General features: G+C 62.3%; 17 protein-coding genes and 2 pseudogenes. 6 read left to right on the top strand and 13 right to left on the bottom strand.

What is annotated here, in order from left to right:
• The first annotated feature begins 27 nt into the window (after nucleotides 1-27).
• From ACVI9W_RS10895 to trmB, 4 genes are all read left to right on the top strand, one after another.
• On the top strand, nucleotides 28-399 hold the full coding sequence (locus tag ACVI9W_RS10895; RefSeq protein WP_157194573.1) for a DUF423 domain-containing protein: 372 nt from the start codon (nucleotides 28-30) through the stop codon (nucleotides 397-399).
• A 101-nt stretch (nucleotides 400-500) separates the two neighbouring features.
• On the top strand, nucleotides 501-701 hold the full coding sequence (gene thiS, locus ACVI9W_RS10890) for a sulfur carrier protein ThiS (protein ID WP_038617011.1): 201 nt from the start codon (nucleotides 501-503) through the stop codon (nucleotides 699-701).
• A gap of 48 nt (nucleotides 702-749) precedes the next feature.
• The gene (locus tag ACVI9W_RS10885) at nucleotides 750-1,544 is read left to right on the top strand and encodes a thiazole synthase (protein WP_038615579.1); all 795 of its coding nucleotides are present in this window, start codon (nucleotides 750-752) and stop codon (nucleotides 1,542-1,544) included.
• A 9-nt stretch (nucleotides 1,545-1,553) separates the two neighbouring features.
• Nucleotides 1,554-2,276 carry a tRNA (guanosine(46)-N7)-methyltransferase TrmB gene (gene trmB / locus ACVI9W_RS10880; protein WP_461529993.1) on the top strand — a complete coding sequence of 241 codons (723 nt, stop codon included), beginning with the start codon at nucleotides 1,554-1,556 and terminating at the stop codon, nucleotides 2,274-2,276.
• Between the two features lie 93 nt (nucleotides 2,277-2,369).
• On the opposite strand, the gene ACVI9W_RS10875 is transcribed toward trmB, so the two are convergent.
• From ACVI9W_RS10875 to ACVI9W_RS10835, 9 genes are all read right to left on the bottom strand, one after another.
• Nucleotides 2,370-2,693, bottom strand: a complete 324-nt coding sequence (locus ACVI9W_RS10875) for a DUF3392 domain-containing protein (RefSeq protein WP_010222202.1) — start codon at nucleotides 2,691-2,693, stop codon at nucleotides 2,370-2,372.
• A 9-nt stretch (nucleotides 2,694-2,702) separates the two neighbouring features.
• Nucleotides 2,703-3,917, bottom strand: a complete 1,215-nt coding sequence (gene hemW / locus ACVI9W_RS10870) for a radical SAM family heme chaperone HemW (protein WP_461529992.1) — start codon at nucleotides 3,915-3,917, stop codon at nucleotides 2,703-2,705.
• A complete protein-coding gene (gene rdgB / locus ACVI9W_RS10865) occupies nucleotides 3,914-4,510 on the bottom strand; it encodes an RdgB/HAM1 family non-canonical purine NTP pyrophosphatase (RefSeq protein WP_461529991.1) in 597 nt (198 codons plus the stop codon). Before rdgB ends, hemW begins: the two co-directional genes overlap by 4 nt.
• Complete coding sequence (locus ACVI9W_RS10860; RefSeq protein WP_461529990.1) at nucleotides 4,507-4,941, bottom strand: DUF4426 domain-containing protein; 435 nt, start codon at nucleotides 4,939-4,941, stop codon at nucleotides 4,507-4,509. Before ACVI9W_RS10860 ends, rdgB begins: the two co-directional genes overlap by 4 nt.
• Before the next feature lie 24 nt (nucleotides 4,942-4,965).
• Nucleotides 4,966-5,586 carry a methionine biosynthesis protein MetW gene (gene metW, locus ACVI9W_RS10855; RefSeq protein WP_038615569.1) on the bottom strand — a complete coding sequence of 207 codons (621 nt, stop codon included), beginning with the start codon at nucleotides 5,584-5,586 and terminating at the stop codon, nucleotides 4,966-4,968.
• Between the two features lie 7 nt (nucleotides 5,587-5,593).
• Nucleotides 5,594-6,733, bottom strand: coding sequence for a homoserine O-succinyltransferase MetX (metX, locus tag ACVI9W_RS10850; protein WP_422419661.1), 1,140 nt, complete (start codon nucleotides 6,731-6,733; stop codon nucleotides 5,594-5,596).
• A gap of 163 nt (nucleotides 6,734-6,896) precedes the next feature.
• On the bottom strand, nucleotides 6,897-7,487 hold the full coding sequence (locus ACVI9W_RS10845) for a YggT family protein (RefSeq protein WP_461529989.1): 591 nt from the start codon (nucleotides 7,485-7,487) through the stop codon (nucleotides 6,897-6,899).
• 10 nt (nucleotides 7,488-7,497) lie between these two features.
• Nucleotides 7,498-8,316, bottom strand: a complete 819-nt coding sequence (proC, locus tag ACVI9W_RS10840; RefSeq protein WP_461529988.1) for a pyrroline-5-carboxylate reductase — start codon at nucleotides 8,314-8,316, stop codon at nucleotides 7,498-7,500.
• Nucleotides 8,317-8,354: 38 nt separating this feature from the next.
• On the bottom strand, nucleotides 8,355-9,041 hold the full coding sequence (locus tag ACVI9W_RS10835; protein ID WP_461529987.1) for a YggS family pyridoxal phosphate-dependent enzyme: 687 nt from the start codon (nucleotides 9,039-9,041) through the stop codon (nucleotides 8,355-8,357).
• 66 nt (nucleotides 9,042-9,107) lie between these two features.
• Between ACVI9W_RS10835 and ACVI9W_RS10830 the strand changes: the two genes are divergently transcribed.
• Nucleotides 9,108-10,136, top strand: coding sequence for a type IV pilus twitching motility protein PilT (locus tag ACVI9W_RS10830; RefSeq protein WP_461529986.1), 1,029 nt, complete (start codon nucleotides 9,108-9,110; stop codon nucleotides 10,134-10,136).
• Here the strand turns inward: ACVI9W_RS10830 and ACVI9W_RS10825 are convergent.
• A pseudogene (locus ACVI9W_RS10825) lies at nucleotides 10,133-10,567 on the bottom strand (C40 family peptidase); the annotation flags it as partial. The gene ACVI9W_RS10830 and the pseudogene ACVI9W_RS10825 overlap by 4 nt on opposite strands.
• Before the next feature lie 83 nt (nucleotides 10,568-10,650).
• Nucleotides 10,651-10,753, bottom strand: a pseudogene (locus ACVI9W_RS10820) (peptidase P60); the annotation flags it as partial.
• A 154-nt stretch (nucleotides 10,754-10,907) separates the two neighbouring features.
• Here ACVI9W_RS10820 and ACVI9W_RS10815 point away from each other — a divergent pair.
• The gene (locus ACVI9W_RS10815) at nucleotides 10,908-11,327 is read left to right on the top strand and encodes an NINE protein (RefSeq protein WP_038615556.1); all 420 of its coding nucleotides are present in this window, start codon (nucleotides 10,908-10,910) and stop codon (nucleotides 11,325-11,327) included.
• A 41-nt stretch (nucleotides 11,328-11,368) separates the two neighbouring features.
• On the opposite strand, the gene ACVI9W_RS10810 is transcribed toward ACVI9W_RS10815, so the two are convergent.
• Both ACVI9W_RS10810 and argS read right to left on the bottom strand, forming a co-directional pair.
• On the bottom strand, nucleotides 11,369-12,058 hold the full coding sequence (locus ACVI9W_RS10810) for an SPOR domain-containing protein (RefSeq protein ID WP_038615555.1): 690 nt from the start codon (nucleotides 12,056-12,058) through the stop codon (nucleotides 11,369-11,371).
• Nucleotide 12,059: 1 nt separating this feature from the next.
• Nucleotides 12,060-13,796: an arginine--tRNA ligase gene (gene argS, locus ACVI9W_RS10805; RefSeq protein WP_461529985.1), complete on the bottom strand. Its 1,737-nt coding sequence runs from the start codon at nucleotides 13,794-13,796 to the stop codon at nucleotides 12,060-12,062.
• Nucleotides 13,797-13,798: the final 2 nt, after the last annotated feature.

Here is a 13,798-nt window from a genome sequence, read left to right as displayed (position 1 = left end):
GACCCTGTGATGACTAGGAGTCGCCTCATGTTGCGTAGTTTTCTCTTGCTCGCTGCCTTTTTCGGCTTCACCGGCGTTGCCCTTGGCGCCTTCGCCGCGCATGGCTTGAAGGGGCGTCTCAGCAGCGAGTACCTGGCGATCTTCCACACCGGGGTCACCTACCAGCTGGTGCATGCCCTGGCCTTGCTCGGGGTTGCCGTACTGGCCACGCAGTTGCCCGGTCGCCTGGTCGGTTGGGCCGGCGGCTTGTTCGCCCTGGGGATCGTGCTGTTCTCCGGCAGCCTGTACCTGTTGACCCTCAGCGGTATCGGCAAACTGGGCATGATCACCCCAATCGGTGGCCTGGCCTTCCTTGGCGGCTGGCTGTGTCTGGGGCTCGCCGCCTGGCGCCTGGGTTGACTCGGCGGTCCGAATCGAGACGAATGGCGATGCTTGGCCTTGGTCGCAGCACCTGATCAGGGCTAGAATGCGGGCCCCTAAAAATAATGGTGGCCGTGCGCATGCGCATTCAATTGAACGGTGAACCCTTCGAGTTGCCCGATGGCGAAAGCGTCGAGGCCCTGCTGACCCGCCTGGACCTTGTCGGGCGCCGTGTCGCGGTAGAGCTCAACCTGGATATCGTGCCACGTAGCCAGCACGCAGCCACAGCGCTGTGTGAAGGCGATCAGGTCGAAGTCGTGCATGCCATCGGCGGCGGCTAGGGCCCCAGGAACACCTTGCAAGTCCCTCAACCATTCAGAGGATTTCCGATGAGCAACCTTCGCAGCGACAAGCCCTTTACCCTGGCCGGCCGTACCTTCCAGTCGCGCCTGCTGGTCGGCACCGGCAAATACCGTGACCTTGAAGAAACCCGCCTGGCCATCGAAGCCTCGGGTGCCGAGATCGTTACCGTAGCCGTGCGCCGTACCAACATCGGCCAGAACCCGGGCGAACCGAACCTGCTCGATGTGCTGCCGCCGGATCGCTACACCATCCTGCCGAACACCGCAGGCTGCTACGACGCGGTCGAAGCCGTGCGTACCTGCCGCCTGGCTCGTGAGCTGCTCGATGGCCACAACCTGGTCAAGCTGGAAGTCCTGGCTGACCAGAAAACCCTGTTCCCCAACGTGATCGAAACCCTCAAGGCCGCCGAAGTGCTGGTCAAGGACGGTTTCGACGTGATGGTCTACACCAGCGACGATCCGATCATCGCCCGCCAGCTGGCCGAAGCCGGCTGCATCGCGGTGATGCCGCTGGCAGGCTTGATCGGCACCGGCCTGGGCATCTGCAACCCGTACAACCTGCAGATCATCCTCGAAGAATCGAAAGTGCCTGTACTGGTCGACGCCGGTGTCGGTACTGCGTCCGACGCCACCATCGCCATGGAAATGGGCTGTGAGGCGGTGCTGATGAACTCGGCAATCGCCAATGCCCAGCAGCCGATCATGATGGCCGAAGCCATGAAACACGCCATTGTCGCCGGTCGCCTGGCGTACCTCGCCGGGCGTATGCCGAAAAAACTCTATGCCAGCGCCTCGTCGCCGCTGGATGGTCTGATCAAGTAAGAGCCCCTGATGACTGAATCGCAAGAAACGCCGATCTCCGCCGAAGGCGAAGAGCGCCAACACCGCCGCATCAAGAGTTTCGTGATGCGTGCCGGGCGCATGACCGAAGGCCAGCAACGTGGTCTGGAGCAGGGTGGGCCGCTGTTCATCCTGCCACTGGCCGAGAGCCCGGTGGATTATGACCAGGTGTTCGGCCGTTCGGCGCCGCGCACCCTGGAGATCGGTTTCGGCATGGGCCATTCCCTGCTGGAAATGGCCGCTGCCGCGCCGGATCAGGACTTCATCGGTGTCGAAGTGCACCGTCCGGGTGTTGGTGCGCTGCTCAACGGCGTGCTGACCCAGGGCCTGAAGAACCTGCGGGTTTACGACTGCGACGCGATCGAAGTGCTGAACAAGTGCGTGGCTGACAACAGCCTTGATCGCCTGATGCTGTTCTTCCCCGATCCGTGGCACAAGAGCCGTCACCACAAGCGTCGTATCGTTCAGCCTGAGTTCGCTGAGCTGGTGCGCAGCAAGCTGAAGGTCGGCGGGGTATTCCATATGGCTACCGACTGGGAGCCCTATGCCGAGTACATGCTGGAAGTGATGAATGTCGCCCCGGGTTACCGCAACCTGGCAGCTGACGGCAAGTGCGTAGAGCGTCCGGCCGAACGCCCGATCACCAAGTTCGAACGCCGTGGCGAGCGACTTGGGCATGGGGTGTGGGATCTGAAGTTCGAAAAACTGGCGTAAATCTGCGAGCGCTTTGCGCTCGATCGCCGGCAAGGCCAGCTCCCACAGGGGTTTGAGATCAACCTGTGGGAGCCGGCCTTGTCGGCGATGCTTTTAGCGTCGGTCTGCGACCACGCCAATCAACACCAGCACAATCAGCAACACAGGTGCCAACGCATAGTTGTTGAACTGCGCCAGGCCCTTCACCACCCACGGCGTGGCATAGATCAGCGCCGCACCGCTGCCGATCATCACCAGCAAGGCCATGAACGGTACGCGCAAGGCACCTGCCAGACCGCCCAGGCGTTGTTCCACCCAGCCTTTGATGTCGGTGCCGAACAGCACCAGCAAGCAGCCCACAAGCGCCAGTGAGATCTCCGACAAATTACTGCGACTCCAGCGGGAAACAGTCGAGAGCAGGTCGAGTACCAAGTCCATTCGTAATCCTTAGGTCAAGAAATACTGCAGCAGGTCGTTGAGGAACAACTGGCCTCGCGGGGTAGCGACCAGTCGCGTCGTTTCGACCTGCAAAAGGCCTTTTTGTTCGGCCTCACGGCGGGCTGCAGTCAGTTGTTCCAACGGCAGTCCGGTGCGCTGGCTGAACAGCTCGGCGTCGACGCCCTGGGTCAGGCGCAGGGCGTTCATCAGGAACTCGAACGGCAGCTCGTCCACCGGCAGCAGTTTTTCGCCAGCCTTGAAGGCTTTGGCCGGGTTCAGGTAGTCCTTGGGCAGGCGGGTCTTCCAGGTGCGCAGGATGCGCCCGTCAGGGTGGCTGAGTTTGCCGTGGGCACCGGCACCGATGCCGATGAAGTCGCCAAAGCTCCAGTAATTGAGGTTGTGACGCGCCGCGCGACCCGGCTGGGCGTAGGCCGAGACTTCGTACTGGGTGTAACCGTGGCTGGCCAGCAGGGCCTGGCCGGCTTCCTGGATGTCCCAGAGGATGTCGTCCTCGGGCAGCAGCGGTGGCTGGTTCCAGAACACCGTGTTCGGTTCCAGGGTCAGCTGATACCAGGACAGGTGCGTAGGGTTCAGCGCGATAGCCTGGCGCAGGTCACCCAGGGCGTCGTCCAGCGACTGGTCGGGCAGGCCGTGCATCAGGTCGAGGTTGAAGTTGTCGAACCCGGCACTGCGCGCCATGTCGGCGGCGCGGATCGCTTCGTCACCGTTGTGAATGCGCCCCAGGGCCTCAAGCTTGGCCTGCTGGAAGCTCTGGATGCCGATCGACAGGCGATTGATGCCCAGTTGCCGGTAGGCCTTGAACTTCTCCTGCTCGAACGTCCCGGGGTTGGCTTCCAGGGTGATTTCGATATCGCTGGAAAACGGGATGCGTTGCTCCACACCCTGTAACAGCCGGCCCAAAGCGCGGGCGCTGAACAGGCTGGGGGTGCCGCCACCAAAAAAGATCGAGCTGATCGGCCGGCCATAGACAGCGCCCAGTTCCTGGTCGAGGTCGGCCAGCAGGGCATCGACGTACGCCTCTTCCGGCAGCTCAGGCGTAGCCGCGTGGGAGTTGAAGTCGCAGTACGGGCATTTACGCACGCACCAGGGAATATGGATGTACAGCGCCAGGGGCGGCAGCTGTGGCAGGGCCGCCCGAGGTGCTTGGGAAGTAAAGCCAGCCTCGCCCAGGTGCAGTGGCTGTGCCGGCGAATGATCGGTCATGCCAGGCCCAGACGTTGACGCAACAGGCTCATGGCACGGGCTCGGTGGCTGATCTGGTTCTTGTCGGCGGGGCTCAGCTCGGCGCTCGAGCAGTTACGCTCCGGCACCCAGAACAGCGGGTCGTAGCCAAAGCCATGCTCGCCGCTGGCTTCGGTCAGGATGCGGCCATGCCACAGGCCTTCGCAGAGGATCGGCAGCGGATCGTCGGCATGCCGGACCAGCGCCAGGACGCAGACGAACTGGGCTCCACGTTGCTCCTGCGGGACGTCTTTGAGTACATCGAGCAACTTGGCGTTGTTGGCCGCGTCGCCCTTGCCGTCGGCATAGCGCGCCGAGTAGATGCCGGGTGCGCCACCGAGGAAGTCCACGGCCAGGCCCGAGTCGTCGGCCAGCGCCGGCATGCCGGAAATGCGTGCGGCGTTGCGCGCCTTGAGGATGGCGTTCTCGACGAACGACAGACCGGTTTCTTCCGGCTCGACGCTGCTGAATTCGCCAATCGAGCGCAACTGCACGGTATCACCGAGCATCGCTTGCAGTTCTTTGAGTTTGCCGGCGTTGTGGCTGGCCAATACGATTTGCTGAAAAGTCATCATTCGCCTGGGAAAAGCTCTTGGTTGAAACTGATGGTTTCGGTCTTGCCACCAATGCCAACGTCGATGGTGAAGGTCCGGGTTTCCTGTTGTTCCACAGGGAACTGGGCAATGTAATAGATCGCGCCTTGCTCGGTGATCTGCTTGAACTTCAACGGGACCGAGGCGCTGGTAAGGTCTTTGACGGTGCCGCTGACCTGGGTGACCACCGGCTGCCCGGCCTTGATCACCGACACGTTGATCACGCCCTGGTTCTTGCTGCGAACCAGTTCTGCGGACTTGGCGATATCCGGCTGCAGGAAGGTCGAGATGAAGGTGCTGTAGTGCACCGTGGTATCCCCGAAGACTTCCTGGCGTTCGCCCTTGATGGCGTCGGCGGCGACTGCGCTCATGCTCAGGCAGGCAGTCAGTAAAAAGCTCAACAAGCGACCCATGATCGTTCTCCTCCAGTGTGCGGGTTATACCGCGACCTTGTGTTCGGCAAGGCCGGGGCTGCTGACACGGTAAATGCCGATCTCCCCTAGAAGATTAGGCCATAGCTTGCTTGCCCACCCGTGGCGGTGCAAATGGTCGACTGCCAGACGGTCGAGGACCTGGGCGCGACGTTCGCTGCACAGCGCCTCGAAGTCTTCAAAGGTGCAGAAGTGGATGTTCGGCGTGTTGTACCAGGTATACGGCATGAAGTCCGAGACCGGCATGCGACCTTTGGTCGCCAGGTACCAGCGGCAGCGCCAGTGGCCGAAGTTGGGGAACGTAATGATGCACTGGCGGCCTACACGCAGCATTTCGTCGAGGATCCGGTCCGGGTACTCCACGGCCTGCAGGGCCTGGGTCATGACCACTACGTCGAAGCTGTTGCTGGCGAAATTGCCCAGGCCTTTGTCGAGGTCCTGCTCAATGACATTGACGCCCTTGGCCACGCACTGGGCGATGTTGTCGGGGTCGATTTCCAGGCCGTAGCCGGCAACCTGCTTGTGGTCGCGCAGCGACGCCAGCAGTTCACCGGTACCGCAACCGAGGTCGAGTACCCGGCTGCCGGCGGGGATCCAGTCTTGGATGATTTCCAGGTCGGCTCTCATAGCTTCCTCAGCAGACGATGCGGTTCATGTAGTTCGTGAATCCCGTGATGTAACGCGGGGTCGGGATCAGGAAGGCATCGTGGCCATAGGGCGAGTCGATATCCAGGTAGCAGACGTTCTTGCGCGCGGCGATCAGGGCGTCGACGATCTCCCGCGAGCGCGCTGGCGAGAAGCGCCAGTCGGTGGTGAAGGACATCACGCAGTAGTCTGCGGTGACATTGGCCAGGGTCGCCGCCAGGTCGCCACCGTGGGCCGCGGCCGGGTCGAAGTAGTCCAGGGCCTTGGTCATCAGCAGGTAGGTGTTGGCGTCGAAGCGCCCGGAGAACTCTTCGCCCTGATAGCGCAGGTAGCTTTCGACCTGGAACTCGACACTGTGGAAGTCGTAGTTGAGCTTGTCGCTTTTCAGCTCGCGGCCGAATTTCTCGCCCATGGAGTCATCGGACAGGTAGGTGATGTGCCCGACCATGCGCGCCAGCATCAGGCCGCGCTTGGGGATCACGCCCTGGTCCTGGAACGAACCGCCGTGGAACTCGGGGTCGGTGAGGATGGCCTGGCGGGCTACTTCGTTGAAGGCGATGTTCTGTGCCGAGAGCTTGGGGGCCGAGGCAATGTCCAGGCAGTGACGCACGCGATCAGGGTAAGTGATGGTCCACTGCAGTGCCTGCATACCGCCGAGGCTGCCACCGACGACGGCGGCCCACTGCTGGATACCGAGGCGGTCGGCCAGGCGGGCCTGGCTGTGTACCCAGTCTTGCACGGTGAGCACCGGGAAGTCGGCGCCATAAGGCTTGCCGGTCAGCGGGTTGAGACTGCTGGGGCCAGTGCTGCCGTTGCAGCCGCCGAGGTTGTTCAGGCTGACCACGAAGAAGCGATTGGTGTCGATCGGCTTGCCTGGGCCGATGCAGCTGTCCCACCAGCCCGGCTTGCGGTCGTCGGGGCTGTGATAGCCCGCGGCATGGTGATGGCCGGACAACGCATGGCAGATCAGCACCGCGTTGCTGGCCGCGCTGTTGAGGGTGCCGTAGGTTTCGTAGATCAGTTCATAGGTGGCCAGCGAGCGACCGCAGGCCAGCGCCAGAGGCTCGCTGAACTGTGCCAGTTGCGGTGTTACCAGACCGACCGAATCTTCGGGAAAGACAGTGGACATCGACCCTGCTCACGCTTAAATGAGGCGTAAGTCTAAAGACCACCGGGATATGCAGCAAGCAATGTACCAACCCCTTTAACAGCATCGCCGGCAAGGCCGGCTCCTACAGAGCTCAGCCTGTGGGAGCCGGCCTTGCCGGCGATGGGTTCAGCGAGGTTTCGGATCAGACCAGCAGGCGCAGCATCTCCGGCATCCCGGTCATGGCCGCCAGGTTGTTGATCACCAGCATGTCGATCAGCTTCAAGGCCATGAACGCCAGGATCGGCGAGATATCCAGGCCGCCCAGGTTCGGCAGCAGGCGGCGGAACGGCGCCAGGAACGGGTCGCAAATCTGGTTGATCAGCTCGGCGCCAGGGTTGTGGCTGCCCGGAGCGACCCAGGAGAGGATCACGCTGATGATCAGGGCGAAGAAGAATATCTTCAGGAACAGCGCGGTCACGCCGATCATCGACCAGACCAGCAGTTGCAGCGGATTACCGGTGGTGCCGTAGGCCAGCAGCAGAGTCAGGCCCATGATCAGCAGCTGGACGATGATCGCCAGCAGCAGCGACGACATATCCAGGCCGAACAGGCTCGGGATGATCCGGCGCATTGGCTTGAGCAGCGGCTGGGTGGCGCGCACGGCGAACTGGCTGAGCGGGTTGTAGAAGTCGGCGCGAACCAGCTGCAGGATGAAGCGCAGCATGATGATCAGCAGGTAAAGGCTGCCCAGGGTTTGCAGGATATAGATGGCAGCGGTGTTCAATCCGATCATGTTCGGCTCCTTAGTTGCCCAGTTGTTCGGCCATTTCGGCCGAGCGATACGCGGCGGCGCTCAGCGCTTTTTCCACCAGCGCTTCGAATCCATCGGCCTGGAACGACTTGATTGCCGCTTCAGTGGTGCCGGCAGGGGAGGTAACGCGACGGCGCAGTTCGGCAGCGTCGACATCACTGCTGACGGCCATGTGCGCAGCGCCCAGGGCGGTTTGCAGGGTCAGTTTGGCGGCGGTTTCGCGTGGCAGGCCAAGCTTTTCGCCAGCGGCAGTCATGGCTTCGATCAACAGGAAGAAGTACGCCGGGCCGCTGCCGGATACGGCGGTGACCGCGTCGAGTTGCTGTTCGTTGTCCAGCCACAGGGCAATGCCCACCGCCGACAGCAGTTGCTCAGCCTGCTGGCGCTGCGCTGCAGAAACTTCGGCAGTGGCATACAGGCCGCTCACGCCCTGGCGCAGCAGCGCCGGGGTGTTGGGCATGCAGCGGACGATCGGTTGTGCACCGAGCCAGTTGTTCATGCTGGCGCAGGTGATCCCGGCGGCAATCGAAACTACCAGCTGCTCGGGCTTGAGGCTGGGTTTGAGCGCTTGGCAAACGGCTTTCATGGCCTGGGGCTTGACCGCCAGGACGACAACGTCGGCGCCTTCAACGGCGTCGGCGTTGTCGGCGAACATTTCAATGCCGTGCTCGGCGTGGACTTTCGCCCGCTGCTCGGCACCCGGATCACTAGCGCGGATCTGCGAGGCATCCAGGCCCTGGGCGCGCAGGCCGCCGATCAGGCTGGCGGCCATGTTGCCGGCGCCGATAAAGGCAATACGAGTCTTGCTCATGTCAGGTCCTTTAGGAAAAAGTTGAAGAAGGCATAGGTCTAAGGCTGGCCGTAGTCGCGGGCGCCGAACAGCGCGGTGCCGATACGCACCCAGGTAGCGCCCTGGGCAATGGCCGCTTCCAGGTCGTGGCTCATGCCCATGGAAAGGGTGTCCAGGCTCAGGCCGAGACTGTCTTGCAGCTGGCGAACCCGGGCAAAAGCGGCTTCCTGAGCGGCGCGATCGTCGGTCGGCTCGGGAATCGCCATCAGTCCGCGCAGCCGCAGTCGCGGCAGTGCGGCGATGGCGCTGGCCAGCGCCGGTAGCTCTTCAGGCGTGCAGCCGGATTTGCTGGCCTCGCCACTGACATTCACCTGCAGGCAGATGTTCAGCGGCTCAAGGCCCTCGGGGCGTTGCTCGGACAGACGTTGGGCGATTTTCAGGCGGTCCACGGAATGTACCCAGTCAAAATGCTCGGCAATCGCGCGAGTCTTGTTCGACTGAATGGGGCCGATGAAGTGCCAGGTCAAGGGCAGGTCGGTCAATTCGCCCTGTTTGTTCAAGGCTTCCTGCAGGTAGTTTTCACCGACGTCGCGAACCCCGGCGGCAAAGGCCTCACGCACGGCGGCGGCGGGTTTGGTCTTGCTCACCGCCAGCAGGCGGATGTCGGACGGCGCGCGTCCAGCGGCCTCGGCGGCAGCGCTGATGCGGGCGGCGAGCGTGGAAAGGTTGTCTGCTATGGTGGACATTGATCGATGCCGGCGGCTCTTTGGGTCTGCGGCATTCTACCTGCTTGGCAGCCTTTGGGGAGTCTCATGGATGTGACTGAACTGCTGGCCCTGGCAACAAGGGCCGGGGCCTCGGACCTGCACCTGGCGGCAGCAGAGGCGCCGGCCATACGCCTGGATGGACGGCTTTGCCGTCTGGATCAGCCGATCCTGAGCGCTGAGCAGGTGCTTGAGTTGCTGGGGCAACTGATGACGGAGGCGCAGAAAAAGGATTTCGAAACGCTTCTGGAAACCGATTTCTCCGTCGCCTTGCCTGGTCTGGCGCGGTTTCGGGTCAATGCGTTTACCCAGTGCCGAGGGCCGGCGGCGGTACTGCGAGTGATTCCGAGTCGGGTGTGCAGCCTTGCCGAGCTGGGCCTGGGCAGCGTGTTCCGGAAGATTGCCGAGTTGCCTGCGGGGCTGGTGCTGGTCACCGGCCCTACCGGTTCCGGCAAGTCCACCACCCTGGCCGCTTTGCTTGATCACCTGAACCGGGAGCGGCAACTGCATATCCTCACCCTTGAAGACCCCATCGAGTTTATCCACACGCCACAACGCAGCCTGATCAGCCAGCGTGAAATCGGCCGGCATAGCCATGGCTTTGCCCAGGCCTTGCGCGCCGGGCTGCGTCAGGACCCGGATGTGATCATGCTCGGCGAGCTGCGCGACGCGCAGACGATCCGGCTGGCGCTGACTGCCGCGGAAACCGGACATCTGGTGTTGGCGACGGTACACGCCGGGTCTGCGGCAAAAACCGTTGACCGGCTGGTGGATGTCTTTGCCGCCGAGGAAAAACAGCTGGTTCGCGCCATGCTCGCCGAAGCCCTGCAGGCGGTGGTGTCACAGGTGCTGGTGGAGAAAGTCGACGGTGGGCGCGTGGCGGCGCACGAGATCCTGCTGGCTACACCAGCGGTGCGCAACCTGGTGCGCGAGGGCAAGGTGGCGCAGCTGTATTCGACGATACAAACGGGCGGGGCGTCAGGTATGCAGACCCTGGACAGTTGCCTGCAGGGCCTGGTGACACGTGGCGTGATCAACCTTGAAAGCGCCCGCGTGCGGACGCATGAATGGCATTAACGCTTGGCCAGGGCCAATTGCTGGCTTTTTGGCAGGACGCGCTTGGCAACCACATAGCGGCTGCGCCAATAGGGCTTGTTCAGCGTGTCGATGCTGACTCGCTTGCCGGTACGTGGAGCGTGGATGAAGCGGTCGTTGCCCAGATAAATGGCAACATGGTTGACCCGGCGGCTCTTGATGTTGAAAAAGATCAGATCGCCAGGCTTGAGGTCATTGCGATCGACCTTCACGCCGTGACCCTGGGCCATGGCATTGGAGGTGCGAGGCAGGTCGATTTCTTCGATGTCGTTGAAGGCGTACTTGACCAGGCCGCTGCAGTCGAAGCCCTTGCTCGGGCTGCTGCCGCCCCAGCGGTACGGGGTGCCCAGCACATTGACGGCACGGCTGAGCACGTCGCTGCTTTGTTGCGGCGACATCGCCGCGACCGGCAGGCTTGGCTTGCTGGAGCGGGTGCGCAGCTGGGCCTTGGTGCTGACGTTCTTGTTCGAACGCGCAGCCGCAGAATAAGTGGACGGGGTGGAGAAGCCGTTGGGTAAACGTTGCTCACGGTTGGTGGCGTGGGCGGCCAGTGGCAATAATAGGCAAAGGGTCAGCCATGTCTTGAAAAGATGACGCATGGGCAGGGCTCTTGTTGGTTAGCGCGCAACTTTATAACAGCTTTCTGATCACTTTTTGATCCGCTGGTCGATTGGTTCCCTCCGTACGTCGCCCTAACACAAAAAAGTCACATTTTTTCTTAGAAAATTTACCGATAACCCTCAGAGGCTATGAATGAACAGTTATCAACAGGATGGACAGCTGCACGACACGCACAGCAAGGTGATCGGTTACCTGCTGTGGATTTTCGGCTTCACAGGGGCGCACCGCTTTTATTACGGCAAGCCGGTCACCGGCACGATCTGGTTTTTCACCCTGGGCCTGCTGGGTATCGGCTGGCTGATCGACCTGTTCCTGATTCCGGCCATGGATCGCGAGGCTGATCTGCGCTTCCACGCCGGCCCTCTGGACTACAGCCTGAGCTGGATCCTGCTGACCTTCCTCGGCATTTTCGGCGTACACCGCATGTACCAGGGCAAATGGATCACCGGGATCATCTACCTGTGCACGGGTGGTTTGTTCCTGGTGGGGGTCTTGTATGACTTCTGGACGTTGAACACCCAGGTGTCGCTGGCCAACGCCCAGCGGCGTTGAAAGTGGCGGCCTTGTCGTGATCGACAAGGCCGCCGGCGGGATTACTGGCGGGTCTGGCGCTGCTGCAGCAACAGGTTGCTGAAGCCGCTGCCGGCCAGTTGTTTCTGGGCTACGGTCAGCTGTTCGCGATTGCTGAACGGGCCGACCAGGACCCGGTACCAGGTTTCTTCTTTGACAGTGCCGGACTCCACCTTGACCGCCTGGCCGAGCAGGATGATCTGCGCACGGACCTTGTCGGCATCGGCCTGCTTGCGGAACGAGCCGGCCTGCAGGAAGAACTGGGTGGTTGCCGCCGGCTTGATCACCGGTGGTGCCGGTGGTGGCGTCTGCCCCATCAGCGCTGCCTGGGCTCGTGCGGTATCGATCTTCGCCGCTTCAGCCGGAGTGACCGGCGGTTGCGCCGGTACCGGCGGGGTCTTCTCCGGTACCGCTTCAGGCGGCACGATCACTTCCGACTCGGGCAGCAAGGTATAGAAGTCGTACTTGGGCTTGACCGGCTGTTGCGGGCTTGGCGCGGTCTTGTTGGCTTCGGCGGCCTTCTCGGCTTTCTGCTGCTCCGGCTTGCTGCGCTTGACCTCTTCGTTGCCTGGCTCGAGCTTCATCAGAAAAACGACGAAGGCGCCGACGGTCAAGCCAATAGCCAGCCACAACCAGCCCGGAATCGGTTGCTTTGCCGGGGCCTGGTTGCGGCTGGCGCCGCGCTTGGGTGCGGGTTTTTTCTTGGCAGCCAACTTACATACGCTCCAGGGTTTCCAGGCCGAGCAGTTCCAGACCTTGCTTGAGGGTACGGCCAGTCAGGGCTGCCAGGCGCAGGCGGCTCTGCTGTTGTTCAGGGGTTTCAGCACCCAGGATCGGGCAGTTCTCGTAGAAGCTGGAGAACAGGCCGGCGACGTCGTACAGGTAGGCGCAGAGGACGTGCGGGGTGCCTTTTTCGGCGACGTTGTTCAGGATTTCGCCGAACTGTGCCAGGCGCGCGGCCAGGTCTTGTTCCTGGGCGGCCTGCAGGACGATCTGCCCATCCACTTCATCGAAGCTTTTGCCCAGCTTGCGGAATACACCGGCAACGCGGGTGTAGGCGTACAGCAGGTACGGCGCAGTGTTGCCTTCAAAGTTGAGCATCAGCTCGAAGTTGAAGCTGTAGTCGCTGGTACGGTGCTTGGACAGGTCGGCGTATTTCACCGCATCGATGCCGACCACCTGGCCGATAGCGCGCAGTTCGTCTTCCGGCAGCTCCGGGTTTTTCTCTTTGACCAGGGCGTAGGCGCGCTCCTTGGCTTCGGTGAGCAGGTCGATCAGTTTCACCGTGCCGCCGTCGCGGGTCTTGAACGGGCGGCCATCGGCGCCGTTCATGGTGCCGAAGCCCATGTGTTCCATCTGCATCGGATGGCCGACGAAGCCGGCCAGGCGGGCCACTTCGAACACCTGGTTGAAGTGCAGGGCCTGGCGTTGGTCGACGAAGTACAGGGCGCGATCAGCGTTGAGTACGTTGCTGCGGTAGCGGATGGCAGCCAGGTCGGTGGTGGCATACAGATAGCCGCCGTCGGCTTTCTGCACGATCACTGGCAAAGGTTCGCCTTCAGCGGTCTTGAACTCTTCGAGGAACACGCACTGGGCGCCCTTGCTCTCAACCAGCAGGCCCTTGGCCTTGAGGTCGGAGATCACGTTGGCCAGGTCGTCGTTATAGGCGCTTTCACCCATCACGTCGGCCATGGTCAGTTTGACGTTGAGCAGATCGTAGGTTTTCTGGCAGTGCGACAGCGAAATGTCCTTGAAGCGGGTCCACAGCTTCAGGCATTCCTCGTCACCGGCTTGCAGCTTGACCACCAGGCCGCGGGCACGGTCGGCGAACTCTTGCGACTCGTCGAAGCGTTTTTTCGCTGCGCGGTAGAAGTTTTCCAGGTCCGACAGCTCGTCGCTGGTGATCGGGTTTTCCTGCAGGTAGGCCATCAGCATGCCGAACTGGGTGCCCCAGTCGCCGACGTGGTTCTGACGAATCACGGTGTCGCCGAGGAACTCCAGGACGCGCGACACGGCGTCGCCGATGATGGTCGAGCGCAGGTGGCCGACGTGCATCTCTTTGGCCAGGTTAGGCGCTGACAGGTCGACCACCACCTTCTGCTGCGGGCCGGCCTTGCTAACGCCGAGCTTGGCGTCGGCCAGCGCGGCATCCAGGCGGGCGGCCAGGGCCTGGGTATTCTGGAAGAAGTTGAGAAAGCCGGGACCGGCGATCTCGACCTTGCTGACCTGCTCGTCGGCAGGCAGCGCGGCGATGATTTTTTCCGCCAGGTCACGCGGCTTCATGCCGGCCGGCTTGGCCAGCATCATCGCGATGTTGCTGGCGAAGTCGCCGTGGGTTTTGTCCCGGGCGTTTTCCACCTGGATCGCCGGCGTCAGCCCTTCAGGCAACACACCGTCGGTGACGAGTTGGGTGAGGGCTTGCTGGATAAGCTGGCGAATGGTGTCTTTCATGG

This window comes from Pseudomonas sp. 210_17 TE3656, assembly GCF_054821965.1.
This window is presented reverse-complemented; position numbering and strand designations above follow the sequence as displayed.